This is a genomic window from Nocardioides dubius (assembly GCF_039528155.1).
Lineage (GTDB): Bacteria > Actinomycetota > Actinomycetes > Propionibacteriales > Nocardioidaceae > Nocardioides > Nocardioides dubius.
The window spans coordinates 352,887-366,889 of the sequence record NZ_BAAALG010000011.1; the positions used below are offsets into that span (position 1 = coordinate 352,887).

At 70.5% G+C, this 14,003-nt stretch carries 8 protein-coding genes; 4 read left to right on the forward strand and 4 right to left on the reverse strand.

What is annotated here, in order from left to right:
• Nucleotides 1-186: 186 nt before the first annotated feature.
• The gene (locus ABD151_RS14770) at nucleotides 187-5,451 is read left to right on the forward strand and encodes a PKD domain-containing protein (RefSeq protein ID WP_343995529.1); all 5,265 of its coding nucleotides are present in this window, start codon (nucleotides 187-189) and stop codon (nucleotides 5,449-5,451) included.
• Between the two features lie 174 nt (nucleotides 5,452-5,625).
• A complete protein-coding gene (locus ABD151_RS14775) occupies nucleotides 5,626-6,576 on the forward strand; it encodes a bile acid:sodium symporter family protein (protein ID WP_343995530.1) in 951 nt (316 codons plus the stop codon).
• 34 nt (nucleotides 6,577-6,610) lie between these two features.
• Here the strand turns inward: ABD151_RS14775 and ABD151_RS14780 are convergent, their stop codons facing one another.
• Both ABD151_RS14780 and ABD151_RS14785 read right to left on the reverse strand, forming a co-directional pair.
• A complete protein-coding gene (locus tag ABD151_RS14780; RefSeq protein ID WP_343995531.1) occupies nucleotides 6,611-7,528 on the reverse strand; it encodes an alpha/beta hydrolase in 918 nt (305 codons plus the stop codon).
• Nucleotides 7,529-7,548: 20 nt separating this feature from the next.
• On the reverse strand, nucleotides 7,549-8,358 hold the full coding sequence (locus ABD151_RS14785; RefSeq protein WP_343995532.1) for an N-acetylmuramoyl-L-alanine amidase: 810 nt from the start codon (nucleotides 8,356-8,358) through the stop codon (nucleotides 7,549-7,551).
• An 89-nt stretch (nucleotides 8,359-8,447) separates the two neighbouring features.
• Here ABD151_RS14785 and galE point away from each other — a divergent pair, with 89 nt between their 5' ends.
• Together galE and ABD151_RS14795 are read left to right on the forward strand one after the other, a co-directional pair.
• Nucleotides 8,448-9,425, forward strand: a complete 978-nt coding sequence (gene galE / locus ABD151_RS14790; protein WP_343995533.1) for a UDP-glucose 4-epimerase GalE — start codon at nucleotides 8,448-8,450, stop codon at nucleotides 9,423-9,425.
• Nucleotides 9,426-9,506: 81 nt separating this feature from the next.
• Nucleotides 9,507-10,724, forward strand: a complete 1,218-nt coding sequence (locus ABD151_RS14795) for an LCP family protein (protein ID WP_343995534.1) — start codon at nucleotides 9,507-9,509, stop codon at nucleotides 10,722-10,724.
• On the opposite strand, the gene ABD151_RS14800 is transcribed toward ABD151_RS14795, so the two are convergent.
• Together ABD151_RS14800 and ABD151_RS14805 are read right to left on the reverse strand one after the other, a co-directional pair.
• The gene (locus tag ABD151_RS14800) at nucleotides 10,725-12,527 is read right to left on the reverse strand and encodes a polysaccharide biosynthesis protein (protein ID WP_343995535.1); all 1,803 of its coding nucleotides are present in this window, start codon (nucleotides 12,525-12,527) and stop codon (nucleotides 10,725-10,727) included.
• 168 nt (nucleotides 12,528-12,695) lie between these two features.
• Nucleotides 12,696-14,003, reverse strand: a 1,308-nt coding sequence (locus ABD151_RS14805) for a DUF4012 domain-containing protein (RefSeq protein ID WP_343995536.1), incomplete at its 5' end; no start/stop codon positions are given.

Below are 14,003 nucleotides of genomic sequence, written 5' to 3' on the forward strand. Positions count from 1 at the left end.
GCTTTCCGAACTCATGGCCCAAGTCCACCACATCCCCTGCCGCACAAGGCAGCACGCGCTGGTCCAGACCGATCGGCGAGAAACCCGCGAGGTATCTGAAATGGGGCATGCCTGCGAACAGCCGTCGGCGGGAGGCTCGTAGGAGTTCGGCCAGCCCCGGTCGGGCATCTCATGGGGGAGTTGACGGTGTACACCACACGGGCGCGTTCGCAGACCACGACGACCAATCACCGCTGGCGCCTGCTGCGCTTCCTGGCGGCGTTGCTGTTGATGATCCCGGCCGCCGCGGCGACCCTGGTCACCGCGCCAGCCACCGCGGCGGCCGGCGAGCTCAACTACGTCGGCTCGAACAGCACCGCCGGCAACCGCAGCACGCACTCGGTGCAGGTCCCCGGCGCGGTCTCCCCCGGCGACCAACTGCTGCTCTTCCTCACCACCAACTCCAGCACCAGCACGATCGCCACCCTCGACGGCTGGACGCTGCTGGAGAGCCGCGACGGCAACGGCATCCGGGCCCGCGCCTGGGCTCGCACCGCGACCACCGGCGACGCCGGACGCACGATCAGCGTCACCACCAGCGCCTCCGCCAAGTCGGTGATGGCCGTGAGCGCCTACCGCAGCAACGGCACCGCCAGCGTGACGGCGAGCGCGGTCACCGGCTCGGACGCCTCCACCAGCAGCCACAGCGCACCGAACGTGAACGTCGCCGAGGCCGGCTCCTGGACGGTCAACCTGTGGTCGGAGAAGTCGTCGGCCACCGCCACCTGGAACCTGCCGGGCTCGGCGACCCAGCGGACCACCGCAGCCTCCACCGGAGCCGGGCGGATCAGCGCCGTGGTCAGCGACTCCGGCACCTCCCTCGCCACCGGCACCGCGAACGCCGGCACCGCCACCACCTCCGAGGCGGTCTCGCGCACCGCACTGATCGCCGTCGCCGTCTCGCCGGGAACCACCGCCGACCCGGTCGACCAGGGCGAGGTCAGCCACGTCGCGACCGCGACCAGCCAGGGCAACCGCACCAACCACACGATCCGGATCCCCGGCGAGACCCGGCCGCAGGACCTGCTGCTGATGAGCCTGGTCACCAACACGACCAGCTCCACCATCGACGACGCCGTCCCCGGCTGGCAGCTGGTGCAGAGTCGCGACGGCAACGGCATCCGGGCCCGGCTCTGGAGCCGCAGTGCCACCGCCGCGGACGCCGACCGCGACGTCAGCGTGACCGGCAGCGCGCTGGCCAAGTCGGTGATGAGCCTCAGCGTCTACCGCAGCACCGGCGTGCCGAGCGTCGCCGCCTCGGCGGTGGGCGGCTCCGAGAGCTCCACCGCGACCCCGACCGCACCCGGCCTGACCACCGCGCAGCCCAACCGCTGGCTGGTCAACATCTGGGGTGAGAAGTCCTCCAGCGTGACCACCTGGACTCCCCCGGCCGGCTCCACCCAGCGCGGCACGAACGCCAGCACCGGCACCGGAAAGGTGAGCCTGCTGGTCGCCGACGTCGCCGACGTGCCGGTCGGCGGCGTGGCTGCCCGCTCCGCCAGCATCGACCCGGCCGCCGGTCGCACCGCCACCTTCTCGGTGCTGGTCGACCCCGGCCTCGACGCCAGCGAGACCAACGAGCCGCCCACTGCCGAGTTCACCCTCGGCTGCGCCGGCCGCACCTGCGAGTTCGACGCCTCGCACAGCTTCGACCCGGACGACGACCCGCTCACCTACGCCTGGAGCTTCGGCGACGGCACCACCGGCACCGGCCTGGAGACCAGCCACACCTACGCCACCGCGGGCACCCGCACGGTGACCCTGACGGTCAGCGACGGCCCGCACTCGGACCAGGTGACCCACACCGCGAACGCGGTGGACAACCAGCCAGTCCCCGGCCACAACCGTCTGGTGCCCGACGTCCCGCGCACCAACACCCCACTGATCAGCTCGGGTGAGATCTGGGACATCGAGATCGTCGGCACCCGCGCCTACATCGCCGGCAGCTTCACCTCCGCGCGCAACGCCACCGGCAACGGCACCCAGACCACCTTCAACCAGGCCGGCCTGATCGCCTTCAACGCCAACACCGGCGTCATCGACACCGCCTTCCGCCCACTCTTCGGCAACGGCGGGGTCGAGTCCGTCGAGGCCTCGCCCGACGGCAGCCGGCTCTACGTGGCCGGCAACTTCGGCACCGTGAACGGAACCTCCCGCAAGGCGATCGCCCGCCTCGATCCCGCCACCGGCGCACCGATCACCACGTTCACCGCGAACGCCAACGCCAAGGTCGCCGAGCTCGCCGTCACCAACTCCACGGTCTACGCAGGCGGCCGGTTCAGCACCATCAACAACGTGCCGCGCTCCGGTCTGGTCGCCGTCGACGCCCTCACCGGCGCGGTGCGCAGCGACTTCGTCAACAACATCACCGGCGGCATCGGCACCAACGGCGAGCTGACCGTGCAACGGCTCAAGCTGACCCACGACGAGGGCCGGCTGCTGGTCGTGCACACCGGTCGCCAGATCAACGGCCAGGACCGCTACGGCGTGGCGATCATCAACACCCGCACCAACAAGCTCACCGGCTGGCGCAGCCAGATCTGGGACGACAACCTCCAGTTCGTGGGCGGCATCCAGCGTGTCTACGGCGGCGACATCGCCCCCGACGACTCCTGGTTCGCGGTGACCAGCGGCTCCGGCGGGGACCGCCCGCCGATCAACGACACGGTGATCGCGTTCCCGATGGACGCCGCGGGCAGCAACAACGTCGAGCCGCTATGGATCTCGCGGCACTTCGACTCGGTCTACTCGATCGCGATCTCCGAGGTCGCCGTCTACGTGGGCGGCCACTTCGCCTGGCAGGAGTCGCCCACCTCGCCGCAGCCGTGGCCCGGCCTGGACGACGTCGGCTACGGCACCGGTCAGGGGCTCTCGGGCTACGGACTCGGGGACGCCGTCGTCAAGCGCTTCCACGTCGGCGCCCTGAACCCGGCCGACGGCACCGCCCTGGAGTGGAACCCCGGCTCCAACTCCTACGAGGGCAACAAGGCGATGGAGCTGACCCCGCGCGGCCTCTTCACCGGTGGTGACGCGACCACCCAGGGTGGCTACAACGTCGGCCGGATCGCCTACTACGACTTCAACTCGGTGGCCGCCTCCAACGGGGTCGAGACCACCATCACCGACCCGATCGAGGGCCGCATCGAACCGGTCAACGAGCCGTTCACCATCTCCGGGACGGCGAGCGCCGCCTCCGGGGTGAACCGGGTCGAGGTCGACGTGATGGACCGTGGCACCCGCCGCTACCTCAACGACGACCTGACGACCTGGGGAAGCACCACCCGCAACACGTTCAACGCGACCCTCGGCGGCACCGGCACCCAGCGCACCTGGTCGATCCCGATCACCATGACCAGCAACCGCGAGCTGGTGATCTCGGCCCGCACGGTCGCCGGCAACGGAACCGCGGACAACACCCGGGCCACCAAGAAGATCGAGACGTTCGGCCTCTCCGACCAGCCACCGAACACGAACGTCACCGGCCCGTCGTCCAGCGTGATCAGCACGACCACCTTCACCGTCACCGGGTCCGCCACCGACGACTTCGGCGTGAACTCGGTGAGCTTCACCGTGCGGGATGCTCAGAACCGCTACCTGCAAGCAGATGGCACCGTCTCGGGAAGCAACTACTCGTTCCGGTTCCAGCCCGATGTGGTCGGTGCGCTCAGCACCACCTGGTCGCAGGAGATCACCGTCCCCTACGAGGGCACCTGGAAGGTGCAGGCCAAGGCCAGCGACACGGCCGGACAGTCCGACCTCGACACCGCCGACCGCTCCTGGATCGTGACCACCGACGGCGTTCCGCCGACGGTCTCGATCACCCAGCCCGCGGTGATGAACCCGCCGACGTCGGCCCAGACCGTGGTGGTCGCGCCCGGTGCGCCGCTCACCTTCGCCGGCACCGCCAACGACGACGACTCGCTGAACCTGATCGAGATCCAGCTGCGCAACACCACCACCCGGGAGAATCTCGCCGCCGACGGCAGCTGGGGCGTGGACGCGATCGCGGGCTGGCACCGGATCTCGCCCGCCAATCTCGACCAGGCCTCCTACAACTGGAGCTGGACGACGCCGTTCAACCTCACGCCTGGCACCTACAGCTTCTCGATCCGTGCCGAGGACCAGCTGGGGCTGAGCACGTCGAGCACCAACCAGGGCCGGCTCACGCTGAGCGCGCAGATCCCCGGTGACGCGCCGCCCAACGGCCTGCTGACGGTGACCGGCACCCAGACCGGCGGCCAGAGCCTGAGCCTCAACCTGACCGGCACGGCCACCGACGACAAGGGCGTCGCCTCGGTCCGGATCTCGCTGGAGGACCAGGACACCAACCGCTTCCTGCAGCCCAACGGCTCGATGGCCGCTGCCTTTGCAACCCTGCCGGCCACCCTGGCCAGCCCCGGCGCGACCTCGACCACGTTCTCGCTGCCGGTCACCCTGCCCACGCAGGGCGACTGGGCAGTGACGGCGCTGGCCTACGACTCCGCCGGGCAGCAGGACTCCTCGACCAGCGGTGCCACCGCCCGGTACCGGATCTACCCGGGCGACACACCGCCGACGCTCACCGACAACCTGCTCTCCCCGACGGAGGGGACCCTCTTCGAGGACGGCCGGATCTTCGTCTCCGGCCGCGCCGAGGACAACAACGCGATGCAGCGCGTCGAGGTCGGCATCATCGACTCCACCGGCAGGTGGATGAGCTCGAGCGGCACCTTCACCAGCACCTCGGCAAGCTGGCGCACCGCGTTCCTGACCAGCCCGGGAACGCCCGGCTCCAACTTCTCCTACACCACGCCCGTGGTGCCGGCGGGGGCCTACACGGTGCGGGTCCGGGCGGTCGACAACCATGATCTGGTCACCGACCCGCCCAGCGAGCGACACGTCACGGTGACCCAGCCGCCCAACAACCCGCCGGTGGCCAGCTTCACCACCTCGTGCACCTCGAACGTCTGCACCTTCGACGCTCGTGGCTCCACCGACGAGAACGCGGCCACGCTGACCTACTCGTGGAACTTCGGCAACGGCAGCGGCTCGGGCCCCCTGCCCACCCGCACCTACACCACGGCCGGCACGTTCACGGTCACCCTCACCGCCCGCGACGAATGGGGCGCGACGGCGACCGCCACCGGCACGGTGACGATCGTCGAGCCGGCCGGCAACCAGCCGCCGACCGCCGTCTTCAACACGCCGGCCTGCGCGGGACTGTCCTGCAACTTCTCCGCCAGCGGCTCGGCCGACCCGAACACCGGCGACTCGATCTCGGTGCGCTGGAACTGGGGCGACGGCACCGCCGACTCGACGTCGACGTCGCCGAACCACGTGTTCCCCTCGGCCGGCACCTGGACCGTCACCCTCACCGTCACCGACGGTTGGGGACGGGCCACCACGACCACCCGTCAGGTCACCGTCGGCTAGCGCCGGCCCTGACCTGGCGGGTGACCACCGCAGCGCACCCGCACGCCGTCGCGTGCGGGTGGCTGTCACGTCCCCTCACGCCTCCTGCGATGATGCGAAGCCGAACGCCGTGTGCCCGGATCCGGATCGGCCACACGGCACCACTCTCGGCAACGCATCGGAGGAACCGGCCAGGTGAAGCGCCTCGACCCGTTCATGCTCGCCATCGTCACCGCACTGCTTGTCGGCAGTGCCGTGCCGCTGGACGGGCAGGCGGCCGTCTGGATGGACCGGATCGTGGCGGCCGGCATCTTCTGGGTCTTCTTCCTCTACGGCATCAAGATCGCGCCGAAGGAGGCCGGACGGGCTCTCGCCAACTGGCGGCTGCACTCCCTGGTGCTCGCCTCCACCTACGTGCTGTTCCCGCTGCTGGGGCTGCTGACCACGCTGATCCCGCACGCGGTCCTGCCCGACGACCTGGCCCTCGGCGTGCTCTTCCTGTGCCTGCTGCCCTCCACGGTGCAGTCCTCGGTGACCTTCACCTCGATCGCGCAGGGCAATGTGGCGGGGGCGATGTCGGCGGCGTCGCTCTCCAACCTGGCCGGGGTCTTCATCACGCCGCTGCTGGCCGCGGCGTTGATGGGCGGCACCCTCACCCTCTCCGCCGATCTGGTGCTCAAGGTGGCCGCACAGCTGCTGCTGCCGTTCGTGCTCGGCCAGATCGCCCGCCCGTTCCTCGCCGACGCCGTCAAGCGGCACCCGCGTGCGATCACGCTGAGCGACCGCAGTGCGATCACCCTCGCGGTCTTCGCCGCGGCCAGCCACGCCCGCGAGGCGGGCGTCTGGTCGGCGGTCTCCGCGCTGGACCTGCTGGTGCTCTTCGCGGTGATGATCGCGCTGCTGGCCGCGGTGCTCACCCTCACCTGGCTGGTGGGGCGCGAGACCCGGCTGCCGCGCGGCGACCGGGTGGTGCTGGTGATGTGCGGGTCCAAGAAGTCGCTGGCGTCGGGGATCCCGATGGCGACCGTGCTGCTGCCCGCGTCGGGGATCGGCATGGTCGTGCTGCCGCTGATCCTCTTCCACCAGCTGCAGCTGCTGACCTGCGCCACCATCGCCCGCCGCTGGCAGCCCCCGCCGTCAATGTGACCTGACGGCGCAATTTCCGCCGAAAAGAGCGCCGTCAGGTCACATTGAGCAGGCGGGCGAAGGCCTGGTGCATGGCGGTCACCGTCTGCTCGGAGCCCGGGCTCATCTTGCCCATGTCCAAGAAGCCGTGGATCAGCTCCTCGGCATGCAGCGACTCGACCGCCACCCCGGCCTCCCGCAAGGCCGCGGCATAGGCCAGGCCCTCGTCGCGGAGCGGATCGAAGCCGGCCGTGACGACGACCGCCGGCGCCAGGCCCGCACGGACGCCGTGCAGCGGCGAGAGCCGGGGGTCCGTCGCGTCGGCGCCCGCGGTGACGTAGTGGCCGAAGAACCAGACCATGGTGGCCGCCTCCAGCAGGTAGCCCTCGGCGTTCTCCGCGCGCGAGGGGTAGTCGCCGAGGGCGTCCACGCTCGGATAGATCAGCAGCTGGGCACTGACCTCGGGCACCTGCTGGGCCACCACCGCCGCCAGGTTGCCGCCGGCGCTGTCGCCCGCGACGCCGAGCCGATCGGAGCCGCCGAACGCCTCGAGGCTCGCCGCGATCTCGCGTGCCGCGGCGACGGCGTCCTCGGCACCGGCCGGGAACGGGTGCTCGGGGGCGAGCCGGTAGTCGAGGGCGACCACGACGGCGTCGAGGTCCACGGCGAGCCGACGGCACGGCTGGTCGTGGGTGTCCAGGTCGCCGATCACGAAGCCTCCGCCGTGCAGGAAGAGCACGGTCGGGCGCGCCACGCCGTCGGCCGCCCCCAGCGGGCGGTAGCAGCGCGCCGGCCGTCCGGCGATCTCCAGGTCGCTGACGTCGACCGGGATCGGTCCGCCGGCCACCTGGCAGACGGCGGCCATCGCGACCATCCCCTTGCGCGCGTCGTGCACGCTGCTCTCGTGGATGGGCGGGTAGCCGGAGTCGGCCATGAACTGCAGCATCCCTGCGATCTGTGGTTCCAGTGCCATGCCCGGCAGCGTAGGGCCGATCAGCGCAGATGGGAACGGATCGCCCGCACCAGGGCGCGGGCGTAGCGCTCCCGCCCGGCCTTGCGGGTCATCGTGCGGGCGTCGGCGGCGGAGCGCATGTTGCCCAGCTCGACCATCGCCACCGGCACCTCGGCGAGGTTGAGGGTGCCGAGATCGCCGCGCACGTCGAGCCCATCGCCGCCGGCGATGTAGTTGGCCACCGGCACCCGCTCGTGGCGCAGCGCGGCGCGCAGCTGCTTGGCCAGCCGCAGCGAGCGCGCCCGGACCCGCGGTCGTTGGGCGGCGGTGCGCTGCGGGGCGATCACGTGGAAGCCGCGGGCCCCGGCGCTGAGCGAGCCGTCGGCGTGGATGCTCACCTTGAGGTCGGCCCTGATCCGGTTGCCGGCCCGACCCCGCACGTCCACGCAAGGCCCCCAGCGGCGCTCGCTGTTGCTGGTCCGGGTCATCACGACCTTCGCGCCCAATGCCCTGAGCCGCGCCTGCACCCGCCGCGCGACCTGCCAGGTGAGGGTGGCCTCGGGGTAGCCGCCGTTGGTGGCGGTGCCGGTGGTGTTGCAGGGCTTGCGGTGCCCGCCGACGTCGACCAGGGCGTTGATCCGCTCCGGGAAGTTGTGGTTCCCCAGCTGGTGTCCGGGGTCGATCACGATGGTCCGTCCGGCCAGCGGCGAGGCCGCCTTGGCAGGAGCCGGCGCGGGGGCGGACGGGGCGGAGACCACCACCGGCGCCTGCGCCGCCGGTGCGGGCAGCGTCGAGGAGGCCGCCACCGTGGCCGCCAACGCGCCGGCCACCAGCCACCCGCGGATCCGCATCGCCTCATCCCTCCCGACTAGGGTTGGTCCCCGCCGCAGGCTAACCCGCCCGCGACGAATCTGCCTGGTCGGACGTGAAGGAGCACGCAATGAGTTGGCTGGTCACCGGTGGTGCCGGATACATCGGTTCGCATGTGGTCGAGGCGCTGCGTGCCGCGGACCTGTCCCCGGTCGTGCTCGACGACCTCTCCACCGGGTTCGCCGGCTTCGTCCCCGAGGGGGTTCCGTTCGTCCAGGGCACCCTGCTCGACGCCGACCTGGTCGCCACGACGCTGCGGGAGCACGCGGTGACCGGTGTGATCCACGTGGCCGGCTACAAGTACGCCGGGGTCTCGGTCCAGCGTCCGCTGCACACCTACGAGCAGAACGTCAGCGCGATGCTGGTGCTGATGCGCGCGATGAAGGACGCCGGCATCGACAAGCTGGTCTTCTCCTCGAGCGCCGCGACCTACGGCACGCCCGACGTCGACAAGGTCACCGAGGCGACCGCGACCAACCCGGAGTCGCCGTACGGCGAGTCGAAGCTGATCGGCGAGTGGATGCTGCGCGACGCCGGCGTCGCCTACGGGCTCCAGCACACCAGCCTGCGCTACTTCAACGTGGTCGGCTCGGGCTCGGTGTCGCTCTTCGACGCCAGCCCGCACAACCTCTTCCCGCTGGTCTTCGACATGCTGATGCGGGGTGCCACGCCGCGGATCAACGGCGGCGACTACCCGACCCCGGACGGCACCTGCGTGCGCGACTACGTGCACGTCGCCGACCTCGCCCTGGCGCACGTGGCCGCGGCCCAGCGCCTCGACGCCGGGAAGCCGTTGGAGCGGGTCTACAACCTGGGCTCCGGCGCCGGCTCCTCGGTGCGTCAGATCATGGACGCCATCCGCGAGGTGACCGGCATCGACTTCACCCCCGAGGTGCACGAGCGCCGCGCCGGCGACCCCGCCCAGATCGTGGCCAGCGGCGAGCTGGCGGCCCGCGACCTGGGCTGGCAGATGCGCCACACGCTGCACGAGATGGTCTCCAGCGCATGGGCCGCGCGCCAGGCCGCCGGAGACGCCTACCCCCGGTAGCGCGCGTTCCGCCTCGGGAGTCGTCCTGCTCCCCTACGATCGTCTGGGGAGCTAGGTTGACGACGTCCGAGGCGGCAAGGAATGACCGGTCACACCAGTTTTGGTCCCCACGACAACGAGGGTGGGGGCGACGACGGCAGCGCACTGGGCGAGCCGCCGGCGGCACCCGAGGCCGGCTCCGGGATCCCCGGCGAGCCGACGCTGGCGGGCGGGATCCCGGTGCGCGAGCGCAGGCGCCGCAAGCGCTCTCCGTTCAGCCGGCTCAAGCACTGGATGCGCCGGCACAAGGCGCTGACCACCCTGATCGCCATCGCGCTCGCGCTGCTGCTGGCCGTGATCGGCTGGCTCTGGTACCTCAACCGCGAGATGGACGACGTCACCCGCTTCCACATCGACGGCGGTGACCGGCCGGCGCGGGTCGCCGGCGACCAGCTCAACGTGCTGATGCTCGGCGTCGACGACCTGGACTATTCCGAGAACGTGGGCCCCGACGTCTACGACATGCTGGAGAGCGGCGAGTGGGAGCGCGGCGCGTTCCGCAGCGACACCATGATGCTGGCGCACCTGGAGGCGGGCCGCCGCGCCGCCCAGGTGGTCTCGATCCCACGTGACTCCTGGGTCGACATCCCCGGCGAGGGCAGGTCGAAGATCAACGCCGCCTTCTCCTGGGGTGGCCCCGAGCTGGCCGTGCGCACCGTCGAGCAGAACTTCGGCATCTACATCGACCACGTGGTGGTGGTGAACTTCGGCGGCTTCGAGGACATCAGCGAGGCAGTCGACGGGGTCACCGTCTTCGTGCCCGAGGAGGTCGGCGCCGACCCGCGGTACAAGCCCAGCGGCGTATGGGAGCGCGGCTACCACAACCTGGAGGGCAAGCCCGCTCTCGGCTACGTGCGCCAGCGCTACGGCCTGCCCGGCGGAGACTTCGACCGGATCGATCGCCAGCAGAACTTCCTGCGCTCGCTGCTCGACAAGCTCGCCAGCCGCGGCACCCTGCTCAACCCGGTGCGACTCACCCGGCTGACCCAGAAGCTCTCCGAGCTGATCGCCGTCGACGACACCCTGACCTCGGGCAAGATGCGCGAGATCGCTCTGTCCAGCCGGCACCTGCGGTCCTCGGGCATCCGGTTCGTGACCCTGCCGAACAACGGCTCCGGCATGGAGGGCAGCGCCAGCGTGGTGAAGGTCGACTTCAAGCGCGCCACCAGCATGTTCGAGGCGATCGCCTCCGACCAGTTCGAGGCCTGGCTCAGCGACAACCAGGTCGGCGAGCTGCCCCCGCCGGACCAGGTGGACTGATCAGCGGCCGCCGCGGTCGGCCGAGTCTGCCGCGGCGAGGTCCGCGCTCCACAGCTCCTCGAACTCACGCACGACGTCGTGGGGCGTCGAGGCGACGATCAGCTCAGCGAGGTCGACGGACCACAGCGGCTGCACCGGAACGTGCGACACCAGCGGGTGCCGGGGCCGGATGTTGCGCGGCTCATGGTCGGCGAAGAGCTCCTCGTGCAGCTTCTCGCCGTCGCGCAGGCCGGTGATCTCGATCTCGATCGGCTGGCCCGAGCGCTCGATCAGCGACTTCGCCATCTCCACGATCTTGACCGGGTCGCCCATGTCGAGCACCAGCGCCTCGCCGCCGACGCCGATCGCCGCGGCCTGGATCACCAGCTGGCAGGCTTCCTCGATCGTCATGAAGAAGCGGGTCACCTCGGGGTGGGTGACGGTGACCGGACCGCCGTCGGCGATCTGCTTCGCGAACGCGGTGAGCACCGAGCCCCGGCTGCCGAGGACGTTGCCGAAGCGGACCGAGAGGTAGGTGCCCTCACAGGTCTCGGCGCGTGCGGCGGTGAGCCGCTCCGCGACCCGCTTGGAGTGGCCGAGGATGCTGACCGGGTTGGCGGCCTTGTCGGTGGAGATGTTGACGAACTTCTCGGCGCCGACCGCCTCCGCGGCTTGCAGCACGTTGAGCGTCCCCACCACGTTCGTCTTCACGGCCTCGGCCGGGTACTGCTCGAGCATCGGAAGGTGCTTGAGGGCCGCCGCGTGGAAGACCACCTCGGGACGACGGTGGGTGAAGATCTGGTTCAACGCGTCGGCGTCGCGGATGTCGCAGAGCACCACGTCGTCGGAGTCGAGCAGGGCGCGGCCGTGGATCGAGAGCTGGACCGCGTGCAGCGCCGACTCGTCCCGGTCGAGCATCATCAGCTGGGCAGGCCCGTAGCGGTGGATCTGCCGGCAGAGCTCGGCACCGATCGATCCGCCTGCGCCGGTGACCAGCACCCGCTTGCCGGTGAGGTAGTGGGCGATCTTGTCGACATCGGTGTCGAGCACCTTGCGACCGAGCACGTCGTGCAGGTTGATGTCACGCAGGTCACGGATCCCGACGTGGCCGCTCAGCAGCTCGCTGAAGCTCGGCACCACCAGGACGTCCGCGCCGGCAGCCACCGCGTCCTTGTTGATCCGCGCAACGACCGTGGGACCGGCGCTGGGCACCGCGATGATGACGGCAGTCGCACCGGTCTCGGTCATCGCCTGGGCGATGTCGCGCGTCGTTCCGACGACTCGCACGTTCCGGATCCGGCGGTGGCGCTTGGCCGGGTCGTCGTCGAGCAGGCCGACCGGGGCCCACCGCAGCTCCGGGTCGCGCAGCATCGAGCCGAGCAGCTCCCGCGCGGCCTCTCCGGCGCCGACGACCAATACACGCTCCGCGGTCCCCTTCCCGGGCCGTCCGACTGCGAGGTGGTCGCGCAGGTACCGCCAGGCACCACGAGCGGTCGCGATCAGCACCAGCGTGGCGCAGGTGGCTGCCACCGGCACCGAGCGCGGCACCCACATCATGACCATGTTGAGGCAGCTGATCAGCCCGCCGGCGGTGAAGGTCACCCCGGCCAGCAGAGTGAGTTGCCCGAACGTCCCGGTGGCCGTCCGCCCCTGGTAGAGGAACACCCCCAGACCGAGCGCGACATGGAGCACGGCGGCACCCAGTGCCACACCGAACACCTCGAGCCAGGGGACGTCCATGTCGATGTCCGCCAGCCGTAGGCCGATGAAGACGACGTACGCCACCAGCCAGGCGGCAACGTCGACCAGGATCGCGAGCACCATGCGCCGACGCCAGAGCCACTGAGCCAGATCCGACACCCGATCCCCTTACCGACCTGCAACAACGCCCGAACGGCGCAGGTCCGAACCATATCGGCCGGTATCGGACAAACCTTTGGATTCTCTCCCATTGAGCAAAGCGGACTAGACCAGAGCCTGGCGAGGCAGCCGTCAGCAGAGGGAACGGATCCGGGAGGACTCGTTCTCGGCGGAGGTTCCCGGTGTGACGTACACGTCGGTCGCGTCACCCTTGTCGGGTCCACTGGTCATCCGGAACGAGATCGTGTGTCGCTCCCCCGGCTTGAACGAGAGCGCGAAGGACGCCGTGCGGTGACCTGCGTGCTCGTCGAAGAAGATCTCGTCGGTGCGACCGTCCAGGACGACGCCGTCGAACTCGCCGCCGATCGGCGCATAGACGTGGACCACTACCAGCTGCTCCCCCAGCGGCGTGCCGTACTGACCGGTTCCGGTCACCGACACCGGCAGCTGGGCGGCATCGGCCGGGGCGGTCGAGCGCAGGTCGATCTCGCCGGCGTACTTCTGCTGGCCTGCACGACAACCGGTGGCGCGGACGTCGACGTCGTAGTCGAGGAAGTACGACATCTTGGAGCCGGTCGCATCGTTGAGATAGACCCCGATCCGCGGCTCGCCGTCCACCTCGGCCAGCAGGTTCGCACCGACCACCGTGTCGGCCAGCTTGACCTGCTCGGCGTCGTCGAAGGAGTGCACCAGCAGGCGCCGCTCCCGAGCCGCCCGGCCAAGGCCCTCCAGCAGCTGCTCGGGCGAGGCGGCCCCTTGGGTCACCGACGCAAAGACCCGGCGAGCAACCTCGGCGAAGAACTCGTTCTGCTGCTCCGGGTCGTCGATGCGCAGATAGACCTTGTGCAGCAGCTCGTCGACGGCGTTCTCCGGGGTGAGCGTGAGCCCCTGCACGGTCATCGGCCCCATCGCCTTGAGCAGGTAGGAAAGGGCGACGGGGTCGAGGGAGAGCACGCCATCCACTGTCTGCTGCTCGTTGCGACGCAGGTGGGCGGCCATCAGCTCGGCGGTCCGCCCGAAGTCCGGGGTGAAGTTGGCGTCCTGGTAGTAGGTGCCGAGCTGGACGTCGAACATCGACCGCTCCTGGGCACTGAGCAGCAGGACGGGCGCCGGCGCCTCCGGGAAGGACGTGTACTGGGTGACCATCTCGATCCGGCCGGCGTCCGCCGTCATCAGTGCCGAGGCACCGGGCAGTCCACCCGTGGAGCGCAGCTCGGCGGGGTTCTGGAAGATCAGCAGCCACGTCCGCTTCCGATCGGCACCGAGCATCTGCGGCAGCACGTCGGTGGCCCGGTCCGCGGCATGGAGGCCATAGGAAGCGCTGTGCACCTGGCCGCTCAGATCGTCGACCGCCACCCGCAGCGGATCGAGGTAGCCCTTCGGCTCCAGCCGGGAGAGCCGGCGATCGGCCGTGGCGAACGCACCCTTGGCGGCGCCGAG

Bases quoted from the DNA above. Each gene is read 5' to 3' on its own strand.
- ABD151_RS14780 (WP_343995531.1), bottom strand. From the start codon at position 7,528: ATGGCACTGGAACCACAGATCGCAGGGATGCTGCAGTTCATGGCCGAC.
- ABD151_RS14785 (WP_343995532.1), bottom strand. From the start codon at position 8,358: ATGCGGATCCGCGGGTGGCTGGTGGCCGGCGCGTTGGCGGCCACGGTG.
- galE (WP_343995533.1), top strand. From the start codon at position 8,448: ATGAGTTGGCTGGTCACCGGTGGTGCCGGATACATCGGTTCGCATGTG.
- ABD151_RS14795 (WP_343995534.1), top strand. From the start codon at position 9,507: ATGACCGGTCACACCAGTTTTGGTCCCCACGACAACGAGGGTGGGGGC.
- ABD151_RS14800 (WP_343995535.1), bottom strand. From the start codon at position 12,527: ATGGTGCTCGCGATCCTGGTCGACGTTGCCGCCTGGCTGGTGGCGTAC.